Below are 15,662 nucleotides of genomic sequence, written 5' to 3'. Positions count from 1 at the left end.
GAAGTTTACTAAGTTCGGCACTGTGTCCCGATGTAAACACGGAAAAGTTAAACCGGGTTATTGAGTCGCCGGACGGGCCGGGCGATACACCCCTTTTACCCCATGGGCGGCGGTCGCCAGATTACTGCGCACGCTGATCATCAAGCGAATATCGATCCAGTCGATGCCCTGTGCCTTGAGCTTCGGCAACTCACGTTCAAGCACGGCGAGGGTCTGCGGATAGGGATGGCCGATCATCACCGCCGAGCCCTGCTTGCGCGCCAGGCTGATAGCGGTCTGCAACTGGGTGAAGATCGCCGCTTCGGTGCGTTCGTCATCGAGGAACACGTCCCGCGAGACGCTGGCCAGCCCGATCTTCTGCGCTTCGGCGGCGCCGACGGTTTGTGCGCTGGTGCGGCTGTCGACGAAAAATTTGTGCCGACGCTGCAGCTCGCCCATCAGCCAGGCCATGGCCACCGGTTGGGCGGTCATGCGACTGCCCATATGGTTATTGATGCCGGAGGTAAAAGGGACGGCGTTGAAGGCAGCATCAAGGCGTTTTTGCAGTTCTTCGATCGGCAGCTCGGGGTGCCAGGCGAACGGGCCGGTGGCCGGGTCCATGGGCATATGGAGAATGACGATCTTGCCGGCGCGATGGGCTTCGCGGGCGAATTCAGCGGCGTGGGGGGTGTCGGGCATGATCGCCGTGGTCACCGGGCCGGGCAGGCTCAGCACCCGGCGATCCCGGGGCAGGTTTTGCCCCAGGTCATCGATGATCAGGCTCAGGTAGGCTTTGTGGGGTTTGCTCTCTGGCGGGGCAGGGGCTGCGTGTGCAGCGCCCGCCAGGCAACCCAGCAGACCGATGAGCAACCAGCGGCGCATCTCAGCGGCCGGAGGTGATGCTCAGGCCCTTGAGCAGGCTCAGTGCCTGGGCCAGTTGGTAGTCGTCATCCTGCGGCATCGGCTTGGCCTTGGTGCCCGAGCCGGTTGGCTTGTCGGCGCCGCCGTTGCCGTTGCCCAAGTGACCTTGCAGGTCGGCTTCCTTGAAGTATTCGCTGTCGGCCTCGTTGGTGATCTTGGCCTTGCGCACTTCGATGTCCGGGACGATGCCCTGAGCCTGGATCGAGCGGCCGTTTGGGGTGAAGTACAGCGCGGTAGTTATTTTCAGCGCGCGGTCATTATTCAGCGGCAGCACCGTTTGCACCGAGCCCTTGCCGAAACTGGTGGTGCCCATCAGCACGGCGCGCTTCTGGTCCTGCAAGGCGCCGGCGACGATTTCCGAGGCCGAGGCGCTGCCACCGTTGATCAGCACGACCATGGGCACAGCTTCACTTTCGTCTTTGCCGGTGGCGGAGAAGCGCAGTTCGGAATTGGCGATCCGGCCCTTGGTGTAGACGATCAGGCCTTTGGTGATGAAGTGGTCCACCACTTCCACCGCCGCTTGCAACACGCCGCCCGGGTTGTTACGCAGGTCGAGAATGATGCCGTTGAGCTTTTTGCCATTGTCTTTGCGCAGCTTGGCCAGGGCCTTGGAGACCTCTTCGCCGGTCTTGACCTGGAACTGGGTGATACGGATGTAGCCGTAGCCCGACTCCAGCAGTTGTGCCTTGACGCTCTTGACCTGAATCACCGCACGGGCCAGGGTCACGTCAAACGGCGTGCCGCCGTCGCGCACCAGGGTCAGAGTGATTTTCTGGCCGATCTTGCCGCGCATCTTGTCCACGGCTTCGGTCATGGTTTGGCCACGAGTGGGCGCGCCGTTGATCTTGACGATGAAGTCGCCAGCCTGGATGCCAGCCTTGGAGGCCGGCGTGTCGTCAATCGGCGACACCACTTTGATAAAGCCATCCTCGGCGCCGACTTCGATGCCCAGGCCGCCGAATTCGCCGCTGGTGCTTTCTTGCAATTCGGCGAAATCTTCGGGGCCCAGGTAGGCGGAGTGCGGATCGAGGTTGCTGAGCATGCCTTTGATGGCGTTTTCCAGCAGGGTCTTGTCATCGATCGGGTCGACATACGCCGCTTTGATCCGGTCCATGACCTCGGCAAAGGTGCGCAACTCTTCCAGCGGCAATGGCGCTTTGGTGGTGGCTGCAGTGCCCGCAGGGGCGATGGCCGGAGCTGGGTCGGCAGCAAACGCCAGAGGCGCGCCGATCACCAGGGCGATCGTCAGGGCCAGCGAGGTAAGGCGAGACAAATGCAGCATGTCGAACGAACTCCTAATGTAGATGCAGCGCTTATCCTTGCGCTCGGCACCATTGCGCCGGATCACTCGGGTGACCCTGCTGACGAATTGCGAAATACAGCGCTGGCGTGTCCTGGCCGCCACTGTTACCCACAGTGGAAATGGACTCGCCGGCTTTTACCACGTCACCGGCCGACTTAAGCAATGTCTGGTTGTGACCGTAAAGACTCAAAAAACCGTTGCCATGGTCGAGGATCACCAGCAGCCCGGCACCGCGCAGCCAATCGGCAAACACCACGCGACCACCGTGCACGGCATGCACTGCACTGCCGGCGGAGGCGCTGATCATCACGCCGTCCCACTTGGTGCGCACGTCGTCGCCACGGGATTCGCCGAAGCGCGCCAACAGTCGACCATCAACCGGCCAAGGAAGTTTTCCGCGAGTGGAAGCAAATGGCCCACCGAAGGTCTCGCCGGCACTGGAAACCAGCGCGCCAGGGGTTGGCCGCGCGGGCTTGCGCGGCGCATCGCTGGTCTCAGCATCTGCGGCTGCCTGGGCTTCACGTAAGCGCTTTTTTTCCGCTTCCTGCTGGGCGATCAGCGCTTTTTGCCGCGCTTCTTCCGCCTCACGAGCCTGGCGCGCCAGGGTTTCTTCGATGGTTTTAAGGACTTTAGACAGGTCTGCCTGATCCTGCTCGCGCGCTTGCAGTTTCTGGTCGCGGGCCTTTACGTCGCTGTTGAGCTTGGCCAGGACTTGCTGGCGTTGCTGGCGCACTTTGTCGAGTTCGTCACGCTGGCTGTCGAGGCTGCTTTTCTGCACCAACAGTTGTGCTTGCTGCTGGGCGATGTCCTTCTCGACGTTGGCCAGTTGGCGCAGGGTTTCGTTGAAGTTCTTCAACTGCTCCAGGCGGGCCTGGCTCAGGTAGTCGTAATAGGTGAGGGTGCGGGCGAATTTTTCCGGGTTCTGCTGATTGAGCAGGAGCTTGAGGTACTCCTGTCGGCCGTTCTGGTAGGCGGCCCGGGCCTGGATGGCGATCAGCCGTTGCTGTTCAGTGCGCGCGCTTTGGAGTTTTTTTTTCTCGGCATCGAGTCGCTGCAACTCGGATTCGCTTTTTTTCAGCTCTTTTTGCAGCGCTTCGACCTGCTTCTCGAGGTTGCCCATCTCGGTTTCGGTGCCGCGCAGTTCTTTCTGCACGCCGGATTTTTCTTCCTGCAATTTGCCCAGCAGTTTTTTCAGCTCGGCGATGTCCTGACGCGTGGCGTCCAACTGTTGTTGGGTTTGCGCGCGTTCATCGGCAAAGGCCGGTTGAAGCAGGCACATCAGAGCAAGGGCAATCAGGGCGCGAAGCATAGAGGCGGGCGACACCAGGGAAAAGGACGGCCTAGTATGCCCGCCATGCGTTGCAAAAAAAACGCCCAATTGGGGCTGTGTGATAACTGGAGCAAGTTCGCGAGTGAAAACAGCGCAAACCAATGTGGGAGCGGGCTTGCTCGCGAAGTAGGAGTATCAGGCGACATCTCTGTTGGCTGATACACCGCTTTCGCGGGCAAGCCCGCTCCCACAAGGTTTAGTGTCGTTTGAAGAGGCTTATTTCACCAGGATCGACGTGCCGGTCATTTCCGCCGGTTTCTCCAGGCCCATCAGCATCAGCATGGTCGGTGCCACGTCCGCCAGGACGCCGCCGTCGCGGACCTTGAAGTCGCGCTTGCCGACATAAATGAACGGCACCGGCTCAGTGGTGTGCGCGGTGTGCGCCTGATGAGTTTCTTCATCGGACATCTTTTCGCAGTTGCCGTGGTCCGCAGTGATCAGCGCTTCGCCGCCGACCTTTTCCAGGGCGTCGACGATGCGGCCGACACACAGGTCCAGGCATTCCACGGCCTTCACTGCAGCTTCGAGGTTGCCGCTGTGGCCGACCATGTCGCCGTTGGCGTAGTTGACCACGATCACGTCGAAGCGCTGGTTTTCGATGGCTTCGACGATACGGTCGGTGACTTCCGGCGCACTCATTTCCGGCTGCAAGTCGTAGGTGGCGACTTTCGGCGATGGAATCAGGATGCGTTCTTCGCCCGGGAAGGGTTCCTCGCGGCCGCCGGAGAAGAAGAAGGTCACGTGCGCGTACTTCTCGGTTTCGGCGATGCGCAGTTGGGTTTTGCCGTTTTTCGCCAGGTAATCGCCCAGCACGTTGTCCAGGCTGCCAGCAGCGAAAGCCGAGGGGGCGGGAATGCTGGCAGCGTATTGGGTCAGCATCACGTAGCCGGCCAGTTTTGGCTGGCGGGCGCGGGCGAAATCCTTGAAATCGTCTTCGACGAACACCCGGGTCAGTTCGCGGGCGCGGTCGGCGCGGAAGTTCATGAACACCACGGCGTCGCCGTCTTCGACTTTCACCGGTTCGCCGATGGTGGTGGCTTTGACGAATTCATCGCTCTCGCCACGCTCGTAAGCCGCCTGCAGGCCTTCTTGCGCAGTGGCGGCGTTGAATTGGCCGTTGCCGTCGACGATCAGGTTGTACGCCTGCTCGACTCGGTCCCAACGGTTATCACGGTCCATGGCGAAGTAGCGACCGACCAAGGAGGCAATCCGGCCCTTGCCCAGTGCCTGGAAGGTCGCGTCGAGCAGTTCGATCGACGACTCGGCGCTCTTCGGCGGCGTGTCGCGTCCGTCGAGGAAGGCATGCAGGTAGATGTTTTGCGCGCCGCGCTTGAAGGCCAGTTCGGCCATGGCGACCAGGTGATCCTGGTGGCTGTGCACACCGCCGTCGGACAGCAGGCCCATGAAGTGCACGGCTTTGCCGGCAGCGACCGCTTTGTCGACGGCGGCGCAGATGGTCGGGTTCTCGAAGAACTCGCCGTCGCGGATCGATTTGGTCACGCGGGTGAAATCCTGGTACACCACGCGGCCGGCGCCGAGGTTCATGTGGCCGACTTCGGAGTTGCCCATTTGCCCGTCCGGCAGGCCGACGTCCATGCCGCTGCCCGAGATCAGCCCGTTCGGCACGCTGGCGGTCAGGCGATCGAGCACTGGCTTGCGGGCCGAGTACACGGCGTTGGCTTCGTGGCTTTCACTGTGACCGAAGCCGTCGAGAATCATCAGGACCAAAGGTTTAGGCGTGGTAGTCATGGAATCCGCTCGTGGCTGAGTTAAAAAAGAGGGGCGATGGAAAAGGGAACAGGAGTTTAATGCGAAGTTCCTGCGGCGTCACCGCCGGACGGGGTTTGGCCCGCCAGGCCCGCTGTGTATACTGGCCGACATTTTAACGCCCTGGAACCTCCTTCGATGGTTGCTCACCTGATTGAATTTGCCACTAACCACTATCTGCTCGTCGGTCTCTTCGTCGTCCTGCTGGCGTTGCTGATTGCCTATCAGATGCAAGGCGGCGGCCGCAGCCTGAGCACCGGTGAACTGACCGCGCTGGTCAACAAGGACCAAGGCGTGGTGATCGACATCCGTCCAACCAAGGATTTCGCCAACGGCCACATCGTCGGCGCGGTGAACATCCCGCATGACAAGCTGACCGCACGGGTCGGTGAACTGGAAAAGCACAAGGCCAAGACCATCATCCTGGTCGACGCCCTGGGCCAGACCGCCGGCACCCACGCTCGCGAGCTGATGAAGGCCGGCTACACCGCCGCCAAGCTGTCCGGCGGCGTGTCTGCCTGGAAAGGCGACAACCTGCCGCTGGTGAAGTGATATGAAGCCTGTCGTCGTCTACTCCAGCGATTACTGCCCCTACTGTTCGCGCGCCAAGCGATTGCTCGCCGACAAGGGTGTGACATTCGAAGAGATCGTGGTCGATGGCAAGCCGCAAGTGCGCGCCGCCATGATCCAGAAAGCCGGGCGTACGTCCGTGCCGCAGATTTGGATCGGCGAGCGCCATGTCGGCGGTTGTGATGATTTGTATGCCCTGGAGCGCGCCGGCAAGCTCGACGCTCTGCTGAAAGCCTGATTCAACAACCTACAAGCCTTTAATGTAAGAAGGATCTGCGATGACTGACCAACAGAACACAGCTGCCAGCGAAGACGAGAGCGCACCGCAATTCTCCTTGCAGCGTATCTACGTCCGTGACTTGTCTTTCGAAGCCCCGAAAAGCCCGGCGATCTTCCGCCAGCAGTGGGAGCCGAGCGTCGGTCTTGACCTCAACACCCGTCAAAAAGCCCTGGAAGGTGACTTCCACGAGGTCGTGCTGACTTTGTCGGTGACCGTGAAGAACGGTGAAGAAGTGGCGTTTATCGCTGAAGTGCAGCAAGCCGGGATCTTCCTGATCAAGAACCTGGACGACGCTTCGATGAGCCACACCCTCGGTGCGTTCTGCCCGAACATCCTGTTCCCGTACGCCCGTGAAACCCTGGACAGCCTGGTGACCCGTGGTTCGTTCCCGGCGCTGATGCTGGCCCCGGTGAACTTCGACGCCCTGTACGCGCAAGAGCTGCAGCGCATGCAGGCTTCGGGCGAGACGCCGACGGTTCAGTAAGCGTTACTGAATCCAGGCAAGTCCACTGTGGGAGCGGGCTTGCCCGCGATAGCGGTCGATCATTCAACATTGATGTTGGCTGACACGCCGTCTTCGCGGGCAAGCCCGCTCCCACACTGTTTTTTGGGTTATTTGAAACCGAGCTGGCGCCAGCCTTCGTACACGGCAACGGCCACGGTGTTGGACAGGTTCAGGCTGCGGCAACCTTCGCGCATGGGCAGGCGCAGGCGTTGTTCGCCGGGCAGTGCGTCGAGCACTTCGGCAGGCAGGCCACGGCTTTCCGGGCCGAACAGAAAGGCATCGCCTTGCGCGAAACTGGCGTCATGGAACGGCCGCGAGCCCTTGGTGGTGAACGCGAACAGTCGCGGCTGGCCCAGGCTCTCCAGGCAACTGGCGAGGTCGGCATGGCGCTGCAAAGTCGCGTATTCGTGGTAGTCGAGCCCGGCGCGGCGCAAGCGCTTGTCGTCCATCTCGAAGCCCAGCGGCTCGATCAAATGCAGGTGGCAGCCACTGTTGGCGCACAGCCTGATAACGTTGCCGGTATTCGGCGGAATTTCTGGTTGAAAAAGGATGACGTGAAACATGCACGGCTCCGAAGATAAAGATGACCGGCATTCTACGCCGCCCACGGACCAGCGTTCGAAACTATTGCTGCGGGTCATGTTTTCGCTAGCGATCGTCGGGATGATGGTGGGTTTGATGATCGGCCGCCTCACCACCCCGGATCCCAGCGTGTTGCAACAGGTCGAAGTCACCGCGGATGGCTTGGTGGTGTGGTTCAACAACGAACCCAAGACCCACGGCGAGCTGATCGACGGCACCGTGGCGTTGCTGTTCGACGCTCAAGGCAAAACCGCGCGAGGCCAGCTCAAGCTCAACGACAAGGACGTGAACTGGCGGCTGCGATTGACTGATAAGGGGTTGTTGCTGACGCTGCTGGCGGCCCGGCCCTTGAAGGGGGAGTGGGCCGGTAGTGAGGTCGATGACCGCTGGCGATTGGAGATCCATCTCCAGGAGCAATAAAAGAGGGAATCCCCGGCCTGCCTGTACCAAGGTCCCCAAAACGGCAAGGTTCGCGCAGGGCGCGCGGACCCGGTGTAAAGAAGGAACCCCTGACCTGCCTGTATCAAGGGCCCCAAAACGGTCGGCTCGTCGCAGGTGCGGTGTGAGCCTGGTGTAAAAGAGGGAATCCCCGGCCTGCCTGTACCAAGGTCCCCAAAACTGGGTGGTGATCAGCGTGTTGCCTGAATCACTGAAAGGACTATTGCAGGGCGCGTGCCAACTGTTAATAACCTGAAACATAAAAGCCCTGTAAAACGCTGAAAGCCCCGATTTACGGGGCTTTCGTGTTTTTGTGCGACTGTTAATTTCAGCGAGGTTGGCGGCATTTCAGATCAGTTGCCGTGCGCGATTGCGGGTCACGGTGCATTGCGTCGGTGCATTGCTTAGAAAAAACAGAGGGGAAAAAATGTGGGAGCGAGCCTGCTCGCGAAAGCGGTGGGTCAGCAACATTGATGTCGACTGACACTCTGATTTCGCGAGCGGGCTCGCTCCCACTGGGGCCGGCGCAGGGCTTGAGACTTAGGCCTCTTCGCCCTCATCGTCATCGCCGCCATCGACTTTCATGCCCAGCTCCTTGATCTTGCGGGTCAAGGTATTGCGGCCCCAGCCCAGCAACACGGCGGCGTCGCGGCGGCGGCCGGCGGTGTGCTTGAGGGCTGTTTCGATCATGATCCGCTCGAAGCTCGGCACGGCGCTGTCGAGCAGGCTTGACTGGCCGCGTGCCAACGCCTGGTCGGCCCATTGGCGCAGCGCCTGTTCCCAGTTGGTCACTGGCGCCGAATCCTGCGGCAGGCTCAGCAGCTCGGGTGGCAGGTCGCTGATGTGCACTTCGCGACCGGACGCCATCACGGTGATCCAACGGCAGGTGTTCTCCAACTGACGCACGTTGCCGCCCCACGGCAGGTTCTTCAGGTACTCCTCGGTCTCGCTCTTCAGCAGCTTCGGCTCCACCGCCAGTTCTTGCGCGGCGCGGCTGAGGAAGTGCTTGGCCAGGGTCGGGATGTCTTCGCGACGGTCCGACAGGCGCGGAATATGGATGCGGATCACGTTGAGGCGGTGAAACAAGTCTTCACGGAATTTCCCGGCGTGCACCAGGGTTTCCAGGTTCTGGTGCGTCGCGGCGATGATCCGCACGTCGACCTTGACCGGCACGTGCCCGCCCACCCGGTAAAACTCGCCGTCCGCCAATACGCGCAGCAGACGGGTCTGGGTGTCGGCCGGCATGTCGCCGATTTCGTCGAGGAACAGGGTGCCGCCGTCCGCTTGTTCGAAACGCCCGCGACGCAGGTTGGCCGCGCCGGTGAATGCGCCTTTTTCGTGGCCGAACAGCTCGGACTCCATCAGGTCCTTGGGAATCGCCGCCATGTTCAGTGCGATGAACGGTGAGGCCGCCCGTGGGCTGTGGCGATGCAGGGCGTGGGCGACCAGTTCTTTACCGGTGCCGGATTCGCCGTTGATCAGCACGGTGATGTTGGAGTGGCTCAAGCGGCCGATGGCGCGAAACACTTCCTGCATCGCCGGCGCTTCGCCGATGATTTCCGGGGTGCGGGTCAGCGTCGGCGCGACTTCCAGGCCTTGCTGTTCCTGAGCGTGCTGGTTGGCACGCTTGACCAGCGACACCGCTTCGTCGACGTCGAACGGCTTGGGCAGGTATTCGAACGCGCCGCCCTGATAGGAGGCGACTGCGCTGTCCAGGTCCGAATGCGCGGTCATGATGATCACCGGCAGCCGTGGGTGCTGTTCGCGAATTCGCGCCAGGAGGTCCAGGCCGCTCGCGCCGGGCATACGGATGTCGGAGATGATCACATCCGGCTGCTGACGCGCCAGGCGACTCATCACGCCATCGGCGCTGTCGAAGCTCTGGGTGGTCATGCCTTCCTGCTGCAGGGCTTTTTCCAGGACCCAACGGATAGAACGGTCGTCATCGACGATCCACACGGTTTCACTACGGCTCATGTCGATGTGGCTCCTTGTTCCAGTGGCAGAAAGATCGAGAAAGTGGTGTGGCCTGGGTGGCTATCACACTCGATCAGGCCCTGGTGCTGGCTGATGATGTTCTGGGTAATGGCCAGACCGAGCCCGGTACCGTCCGGGCGGCCACTGACCATTGGGAAAAAAATCGTTTCTTGAAGTTCCGCAGGGATCCCCGGGCCGTTATCGATGATCTCGATCTTGGTCACCAGGCGATGGCGCACGTGGCCGATGGTGAACTGGCGCATGGCGCGGGTGCGCAGGCTGATGCGGCCCAGGCGCAGTTCGTTCTGGCTGCTGATGGCCTGCATGGCGTTGCGCACGATGTTGAGCACGGCCTGGATCATCTGCTCGCGGTCGATCAATACATCGGGAATGCTTGGGTCGTAATCGCGCACCAAGGTGATGCAGCCTTGGCTTTCAGCTTCGACCAGATGGCAGACGCGCTCGAGCACCTCATGGACGTTGCACATCGCCAGCGATGGCAATTTGTTGGAGCCGAGCATGCGGTCCACCAGATTGCGCAGGCGATCGGCCTCTTCGATGATCACGTTGGTGTAGTCGCGCAGGCTTTCTTCCGGCAGCTCGCGGGCCAGCAACTGTGCGGCGCCACGAATCCCGCCCAAAGGATTTTTGATTTCATGGGCGAGGCCGCGCACCAGCATCTTGCTGGTTTCCTGTTTCGACAGCTGCGCTTCTTCCTTGGTGATGCGCAGCAAGCGGTCACGCGGGTGCACTTCCAGCAGCAGCATGGTTTCGCCATTACTGAGGATCGGCGTGACGGCGTAGTCGACAGTCAGGGTCTGGCCAGTCAGGGCGGTGAGCATCGCTTCGCGCTTAGTGAACGGGTGTGCCTGCTCCACCGCCTGGCGCAGGGAATTCAGCGCTTCGGTGGATTCGGTGAACAACTCACTGATGAACTGCCCATGGCTGCGCTGGCCGCTGATGGCCAGCAGCATTTCTGCCGCCGGGTTCATGTACTCCAGGCGCAACTCCGCATCGAGCAGAATGGTGGCAGTGGTCAAGTTGTCGAGCAGTAAGCGGTGCAGTGCGTCGCTAATGGTCATAGGACCTCTTTTGGAGCAAGGCAACCTGGGGCCGATCCCAAGTCGCGCGCGCGAATAAAGCGCTGATACGAGGAAAATGCAAAAACCAAACCAAGGCTCCGAAAAGAAGCGTTCGCGGCCTGAAACGGGCGTTTGACGCGCGTTTGCGTGGCGTCATGCCAGCTTTTGCGGGTACTTTCGAACCAAAATGGGCTCGCTGTTGGGAACGGTGCAGTGTATTGCACCAAATTGGCGCGCAAAGCTGAACGGCTTAAAAGATTCGGAAGAACGGACTTTTTTCTTCTTCGGGTTTGTCCTTCAGCGGGCATTCCGGTCGCTGTCCGTAATCAGCGAGTTCGCAGGGTTTGACTTTGCGCTTCTGCGCCAGGGACATGCGCAGCATGTGAAAGGGCTGGCCGGCCGTGCGCTCAACGGTGCGCCCTTGGCCGTCGAGGATTTCCACCGACAGGGTGTGACTGCCGCGATCCAGATTGCTCAGGGCGAACACCGGGCTCGGCCCCGGCTCACCCGTGGCCTTGCCGTCCAGCAACAAGCGATAGCGATGGCCTCGTTGCAGGCCGGGCTCGCTGGTGACGCTGACAATCACTTCGCCCGCAGTGCTGCGGACCGTCGCATCAGGCTCAGGGATCAGCACCCGCAACATGTCGTAGCGAAAGGCTGGGGGTTCTTCGGTTTTCTTCGGGCTGACCGCCGCTGGCGCGCTGCTCTGCGTGGGCGCCATGCGATTGCTGGTGGCCATCGGTACTCGTTTGGCGTTGCCCCGTGGCTGGTCGGTAAACACCCGATTGCCTTGGGCGTCGACGTACGTGAACACTTCGGCCGAGGCGCTCAGGCAGGTCAGGGCGAACAATGCTGCAAGCAGTCCGCACCTCATGGCACGTGAACCCGTTGCACGGTGAAGGTCATCACGGGACTCTGCTGCACCACGGTCTCGCCACTGACCACCTGTACGGCGAGGCTGTGGGTACCGCGATCGATGTTCACCAATTGCAGGCTCGGCACGTTACTGGGAGTGCCGTAGGGCTGATCGTCGAGCAGCAGGCGAAAAAGGTGCCCACCTTGCAGGCGCGGCTTGATCAACACCTTGACCGTGAAGGTGCCGTTGTTGGCGCGCAAGGCTTCGCTGGTCGGCAGGTCGGTGAGTTCCAGCACGCTGTAGGTATTGCTCGATTGCACCGGCTCGGTGGATGGGCCGGGGCTGTCGACCGGTACTTGTGGTTGCACACTGTTGAGCGGTGGCAGGTCCACGGTTTCAGTCTTGACCCCGTCCGGCGGCTGATTGCTGTACGCCGTGTTGCCGTTGGCGTCAGTGTATTTGTAGATCTGCGCGGCGGCGGGCAGCGCGATCAATAGTAATAAACAGAGAAATCCACGACCCATGGCATCAACCGATCTTGAAAAAGCGTTGGCTTGCAGCATAGGCGAGGGCGAGCCGTAGGCCCAGGTTGTTAACATTTGGGCATGATTTGCCGGTTAGTCCGAGCACCGAAAACCCAATGGGAGCGAGCCTGCTCGCGAAAGCGGCGTGTCAGCCAGCCTGGATCTGACTGACACAGCCTCTTCGCGAGCAGGCTCGCTCCCACACATTAAATACCGTCCACAAAAAAGGCCTCCCGAAGGAGGCCTCTCTCATTTCACGCTGCTTGCGCAGGCGCTACCGGATTAGCAGCTGTAGTACAGCTCGTATTCCAGTGGGTGTACGAAGGTACGTACTTTGATTTCTTCTTCGCTTTTCAGGGCGATGTAAGCGTCGATGAAGTCGTCACTGAAAACGCCGCCTTTGGTCAGGAACGCACGACCTTTGTCCAGTTCTTCCAGGGCTTCTTTCAGGCTGCCGCAAACTTGTGGGATCTCTTTCGCCTCTTCAGGCGGCAGGTCGTACAGGTTTTTGTCAGCAGCGTCGCCAGGGTGGATCTTGTTCTGGATGCCGTCCAGGCCAGCCATCAACAGGGCAGCGAAGCCCAGGTATGGGTTGGCTGCTGGATCCGGGAAGCGAGCTTCGATACGGCGAGCGCGCGGGCTGGACACGTATGGAATACGGATCGAAGCGGAACGGTTGCGAGCCGAGTAGGCCAGCATCACTGGCGCTTCGAAGCCCGGAACCAGACGCTTGTAGGAGTTGGTCGACGGGTTGGTGAAGCCGTTCAGGGCCTTACCGTGCTTGATAATGCCGCCGATGAAGTACAGAGCGGTGTCGGACAGGCCGGCATAGCCTTCGCCAGCGAAGGTGTTCTTGCCATCTTTGGCGATGGACAGGTGAACGTGCATGCCCGAACCGTTATCGCCGTACAGTGGCTTCGGCATGAAGGTCGCGGTGCGGCCGTAAGCGTCAGCGACGTTGTGTACGCAGTACTTCAGGGTCTGAACTTCGTCAGCCTTGGCAACCAGGGTGTTGAACTTCACACCGATTTCGTTCTGGCCGGCAGTGGCCACTTCGTGGTGGTGCACTTCGATGACCAGGCCCATTTCTTCCATGGCGTTGCACATGGAGGTACGGATTTCGTGGTCGTGGTCGAACGGAGGAACCGGGAAGTAGCCGCCTTTGATGCCTGGACGGTGGCCTTTGTTGCCGCCTTCCACGTCTTGGTCGGACATCCACGAGCCTTGCTCGGAGAAAATCTTGAACATCGAACCGGAGATGTCGGACTTGAACTTGACCGAATCGAAGATGAAGAATTCTGGCTCAGGGCCAACGAAAACGGTGTCGCCGATGCCGGTGGACTTGAGGTATTCCTCGGCACGCTTGGCGATCGCGCGCGGGTCGCGGTCGTAGCCTTGCATGGTCGAAGGCTCGATCACGTCGCACACCAGAATCAGGGTTGGCTCTTCGGTGAACGGGTCGAGAACGGCAGTGGTGTCGTCCGGCATCAGGATCATGTCGGAAGCTTCGATGCCTTTCCAGCCAGAGATGGAGGAACCGTCGAACATTTTGCCTTCTTCGAAGAAAGCTTCATCCAGCGCGTCGCGAGCCGGCATGGTCACGTGGTGCTGAGTGCCTTTAGTGTCCGTGAAGCGCAGATCAATCCACTTGACGTCATGATCTTTGATGAGTTGAACCGACTTCGACATATGTCCTCCGGGGTGGCTTAGGGCTAAGTAGTGGAGTGCCCTTAGAATGTGGGTGATGCCGGCGCGAATACTCGGCCATGGCAACCTGCCTCACAAGGGAGCAAATTGCATGCCAGTGCCCCAGCTTGGGTTTTTTGCTCCAAATTCATGCTTATAAAGGCCTGGAGCGGTGATTCGCAGAAAAGCGCGCCCTGTAATGTGGCGTTTATTTCTGCAAACGACCTGTTTTGGTGCGTGCAAAACCTTCTGCACATTAACTGGTTAAACCTTGAGCAATTTCCGCTATAATCCGCGCCCCCCTTTTTCGGCTGGCCGTTCGCGCGCTGTTTTCATGAAACTTATCGTAAAAGTCTTCCCCGAGATCACCATCAAGAGCCGCCCGGTACGGATGCGTTTCATCCGCCAGTTGGCCAAGAACATCCGTGCCGTGCTCCGCGATCTGGACCCGGCTGTGGTGGTGAACGGTGTGTGGGACAACCTCGAGCTGGAAACCCGCATCAGCGAGCCCAAAGCCCTGAAGGAAATGACCGAGCGCCTAAGCTGCATGCCGGGCATCGCGCATTTCCTGCAGGTGGATGAATACCCGTTGGGGGATTTCGACGACGTGGTTGCCAAGTGCAAGCTGCACTTCGGCGATGCCCTGGCCGGAAAGATCTTTTCCGTACGCTGCAAGCGCGCCGGGCACCACGATTTCTCGTCCATGGACGTGGAAAAATACGTCGGCAGCCAGTTGCGTCGCCAGTGCGGCGCCGCCGGGATTTCCCTGAAAGAGCCGGAAATCGAAGTTCGTATCGAAATTCGCGACCAACGGTTGTTCGTGATCCACAGCCAGCACGACAGCATCGGCGGTTATCCGTTGGGTGCGCTGGAGCAGACGCTGGTGCTGATGTCCGGTGGTTTCGATTCCACCGTGGCGGCGTACCAGATCATGCGTCGCGGGCTGATGGCGCATTTCTGCTTCTTCAACCTGGGCGGCCGGGCCCATGAATTGGGGGTGATGGAGGTCGCGCACTTCATCTGGAAGAAGTACGGCAGCTCGCAACGCGTGTTATTTGTCAGTGTGCCGTTCGAAGAAGTTTTGGGCGAAATCCTCGGCAAAGTCGATAACAGTCATATGGGCGTGGTTTTGAAGCGTATGATGTTGCGCGCTGCGTCGCGAATCGCCGATCGCCTGGATATCGATGCCCTGGTCACCGGTGAAGCGATTTCCCAGGTGTCGAGCCAGACACTGCCGAACCTGTCGGTGATCGACTGCGTGACCGACAAGCTGGTGCTGCGGCCACTGATCGCCAGCCACAAGCAGGACATCATCGACCTGGCCAACGAAATCGGCACCGCTGATTTCGCCAAGCACATGCCCGAGTATTGCGGGGTCATTTCGGTGAACCCCAAGACCCACGCCAAGCGCAACCGCGTGGAGTACGAAGAACAACAGTTCGACATGGCGGTGCTGGAGCGTGCGCTCGAGAACGCCAAACTGGTTTCGATCGATCGCGTGATCGACGAGTTGGGCCAGGATTTGCAGATTGAGGAAGTCAGCGAAGCGCTCGCTGGTCAGATCGTGATCGACATCCGCCACCCGGATGCGGCCGAGGATGACCCGTTGGCACTGGCTGGCATCGATGTACAAACGATGCCGTTCTATGCACTGAACGCGCGTTTCAAGGAACTGGACCCTACTCGCCAGTACCTGCTGTATTGCGACAAAGGCGTGATGAGTCGCCTGCATGCCCACCATTTGCTCAGTGAGGGGCATGCCAATGTGCGCGTTTATCGACCGAGCTAAGTGCCCGGGGCTGTTTGCCTGTGGCCTGCGTCACCGGCCCCCCGACGCCGCCGTCAAGCTGTAACGGCTTTGC

At 60.3% G+C, this 15,662-nt stretch carries 15 protein-coding genes; 5 read left to right on the top strand and 10 right to left on the bottom strand.

What is annotated here, in order from left to right:
- Positions 1–57: 57 nt before the first annotated feature.
- From RG836_RS17350 to gpmI, 4 genes are all read right to left on the bottom strand, one after another.
- Positions 58–861 (bottom strand): divergent polysaccharide deacetylase family protein, encoded by an 804-nt coding sequence (locus RG836_RS17350; RefSeq protein WP_310847839.1) that lies wholly within the window; start codon positions 859–861, stop codon positions 58–60.
- Position 862: 1 nt separating this feature from the next.
- The gene (locus RG836_RS17345) at positions 863–2,182 is read right to left on the bottom strand and encodes a S41 family peptidase (protein ID WP_310847837.1); all 1,320 of its coding nucleotides are present in this window, start codon (positions 2,180–2,182) and stop codon (positions 863–865) included.
- 31 nt (positions 2,183–2,213) lie between these two features.
- On the bottom strand, positions 2,214–3,512 hold the full coding sequence (locus tag RG836_RS17340; protein ID WP_310847835.1) for a murein hydrolase activator EnvC: 1,299 nt from the start codon (positions 3,510–3,512) through the stop codon (positions 2,214–2,216).
- 237 nt (positions 3,513–3,749) lie between these two features.
- Positions 3,750–5,282, bottom strand: coding sequence for a 2,3-bisphosphoglycerate-independent phosphoglycerate mutase (gene gpmI, locus RG836_RS17335; RefSeq protein WP_310847834.1), 1,533 nt, complete (start codon positions 5,280–5,282; stop codon positions 3,750–3,752).
- A 156-nt stretch (positions 5,283–5,438) separates the two neighbouring features.
- Between gpmI and RG836_RS17330 the strand changes: the two genes are divergently transcribed.
- The 3 genes from RG836_RS17330 to secB are packed head-to-tail and all read left to right on the top strand — an operon-like array spanning position 5,439 to position 6,634.
- On the top strand, positions 5,439–5,852 hold the full coding sequence (locus tag RG836_RS17330; protein ID WP_310847832.1) for a rhodanese-like domain-containing protein: 414 nt from the start codon (positions 5,439–5,441) through the stop codon (positions 5,850–5,852).
- A gap of 1 nt (position 5,853) precedes the next feature.
- Positions 5,854–6,108, top strand: a complete 255-nt coding sequence (gene grxC, locus RG836_RS17325; RefSeq protein WP_310847830.1) for a glutaredoxin 3 — start codon at positions 5,854–5,856, stop codon at positions 6,106–6,108.
- 40 nt (positions 6,109–6,148) lie between these two features.
- Entirely contained in the window at positions 6,149–6,634 is a 486-nt protein-coding gene (gene secB, locus RG836_RS17320; RefSeq protein WP_310847828.1) for a protein-export chaperone SecB, read from the top strand.
- Positions 6,635–6,762: 128 nt separating this feature from the next.
- Here secB and RG836_RS17315 read toward each other — a convergent pair whose 3' ends face one another.
- Positions 6,763–7,218: a tRNA (cytidine(34)-2'-O)-methyltransferase gene (locus RG836_RS17315; protein ID WP_310847826.1), complete on the bottom strand. Its 456-nt coding sequence runs from the start codon at positions 7,216–7,218 to the stop codon at positions 6,763–6,765.
- On the opposite strand from RG836_RS17315, the gene RG836_RS17310 reads away from it, so the two are divergent.
- On the top strand, positions 7,217–7,657 hold the full coding sequence (locus tag RG836_RS17310) for a hypothetical protein (RefSeq protein ID WP_310847823.1): 441 nt from the start codon (positions 7,217–7,219) through the stop codon (positions 7,655–7,657). The two genes, RG836_RS17315 and RG836_RS17310, sit on opposite strands and share 2 nt — an antisense overlap.
- A 558-nt stretch (positions 7,658–8,215) precedes the next feature.
- Here the strand turns inward: RG836_RS17310 and ntrC are convergent.
- The 5 genes from ntrC to glnA all read right to left on the bottom strand — a co-directional run bounded on the left by ntrC (position 8,216) and on the right by glnA (position 13,803).
- On the bottom strand, positions 8,216–9,652 hold the full coding sequence (ntrC, locus tag RG836_RS17305) for a nitrogen regulation protein NR(I) (protein ID WP_310847821.1): 1,437 nt from the start codon (positions 9,650–9,652) through the stop codon (positions 8,216–8,218).
- Positions 9,649–10,734, bottom strand: a complete 1,086-nt coding sequence (gene glnL, locus RG836_RS17300; protein ID WP_310847819.1) for a nitrogen regulation protein NR(II) — start codon at positions 10,732–10,734, stop codon at positions 9,649–9,651. Before glnL ends, ntrC begins: the two co-directional genes overlap by 4 nt.
- 250 nt (positions 10,735–10,984) lie before the next feature.
- Positions 10,985–11,608: a DUF4124 domain-containing protein gene (locus RG836_RS17295; protein WP_310847818.1), complete on the bottom strand. Its 624-nt coding sequence runs from the start codon at positions 11,606–11,608 to the stop codon at positions 10,985–10,987.
- A complete protein-coding gene (locus tag RG836_RS17290) occupies positions 11,605–12,114 on the bottom strand; it encodes a DUF4124 domain-containing protein (protein WP_310847817.1) in 510 nt (169 codons plus the stop codon). The genes RG836_RS17295 and RG836_RS17290 overlap by 4 nt, the downstream gene beginning before the upstream one ends.
- A 282-nt stretch (positions 12,115–12,396) precedes the next feature.
- Positions 12,397–13,803 (bottom strand): glutamate--ammonia ligase, encoded by a 1,407-nt coding sequence (gene glnA, locus RG836_RS17285; RefSeq protein ID WP_310847816.1) that lies wholly within the window; start codon positions 13,801–13,803, stop codon positions 12,397–12,399.
- Between the two features lie 331 nt (positions 13,804–14,134).
- Between glnA and thiI the strand changes: the two genes are divergently transcribed.
- Positions 14,135–15,589: a tRNA uracil 4-sulfurtransferase ThiI gene (gene thiI / locus RG836_RS17280; RefSeq protein ID WP_310847815.1), complete on the top strand. Its 1,455-nt coding sequence runs from the start codon at positions 14,135–14,137 to the stop codon at positions 15,587–15,589.
- The last annotated feature ends 73 nt before the right edge of the window (positions 15,590–15,662 follow it).

Source organism: Pseudomonas rhizozeae (assembly GCF_031583775.1).
GTDB lineage: Bacteria > Pseudomonadota > Gammaproteobacteria > Pseudomonadales > Pseudomonadaceae > Aquipseudomonas.
Note: the sequence above shows the minus strand (reverse complement) of the source record. Positions and strands in the feature narration are given on the sequence as shown.

Bases quoted from the DNA above. Each gene is read 5' to 3' on its own strand.
- RG836_RS17350 (WP_310847839.1), bottom strand. From the start codon at position 861: ATGCGCCGCTGGTTGCTCATCGGTCTGCTGGGTTGCCTGGCGGGCGCT.
- RG836_RS17345 (WP_310847837.1), bottom strand. From the start codon at position 2,182: ATGCTGCATTTGTCTCGCCTTACCTCGCTGGCCCTGACGATCGCCCTG.
- RG836_RS17340 (WP_310847835.1), bottom strand. From the start codon at position 3,512: ATGCTTCGCGCCCTGATTGCCCTTGCTCTGATGTGCCTGCTTCAACCG.
- gpmI (WP_310847834.1), bottom strand. From the start codon at position 5,282: ATGACTACCACGCCTAAACCTTTGGTCCTGATGATTCTCGACGGCTTC.
- RG836_RS17330 (WP_310847832.1), top strand. From the start codon at position 5,439: ATGGTTGCTCACCTGATTGAATTTGCCACTAACCACTATCTGCTCGTC.
- grxC (WP_310847830.1), top strand. From the start codon at position 5,854: ATGAAGCCTGTCGTCGTCTACTCCAGCGATTACTGCCCCTACTGTTCG.
- secB (WP_310847828.1), top strand. From the start codon at position 6,149: ATGACTGACCAACAGAACACAGCTGCCAGCGAAGACGAGAGCGCACCG.
- RG836_RS17310 (WP_310847823.1), top strand. From the start codon at position 7,217: ATGCACGGCTCCGAAGATAAAGATGACCGGCATTCTACGCCGCCCACG.
- RG836_RS17315 (WP_310847826.1), bottom strand. From the start codon at position 7,218: ATGTTTCACGTCATCCTTTTTCAACCAGAAATTCCGCCGAATACCGGC.
- ntrC (WP_310847821.1), bottom strand. From the start codon at position 9,652: ATGAGCCGTAGTGAAACCGTGTGGATCGTCGATGACGACCGTTCTATC.
- glnL (WP_310847819.1), bottom strand. From the start codon at position 10,734: ATGACCATTAGCGACGCACTGCACCGCTTACTGCTCGACAACTTGACC.
- RG836_RS17295 (WP_310847818.1), bottom strand. From the start codon at position 11,608: ATGAGGTGCGGACTGCTTGCAGCATTGTTCGCCCTGACCTGCCTGAGC.
- RG836_RS17290 (WP_310847817.1), bottom strand. From the start codon at position 12,114: ATGGGTCGTGGATTTCTCTGTTTATTACTATTGATCGCGCTGCCCGCC.
- glnA (WP_310847816.1), bottom strand. From the start codon at position 13,803: ATGTCGAAGTCGGTTCAACTCATCAAAGATCATGACGTCAAGTGGATT.
- thiI (WP_310847815.1), top strand. From the start codon at position 14,135: ATGAAACTTATCGTAAAAGTCTTCCCCGAGATCACCATCAAGAGCCGC.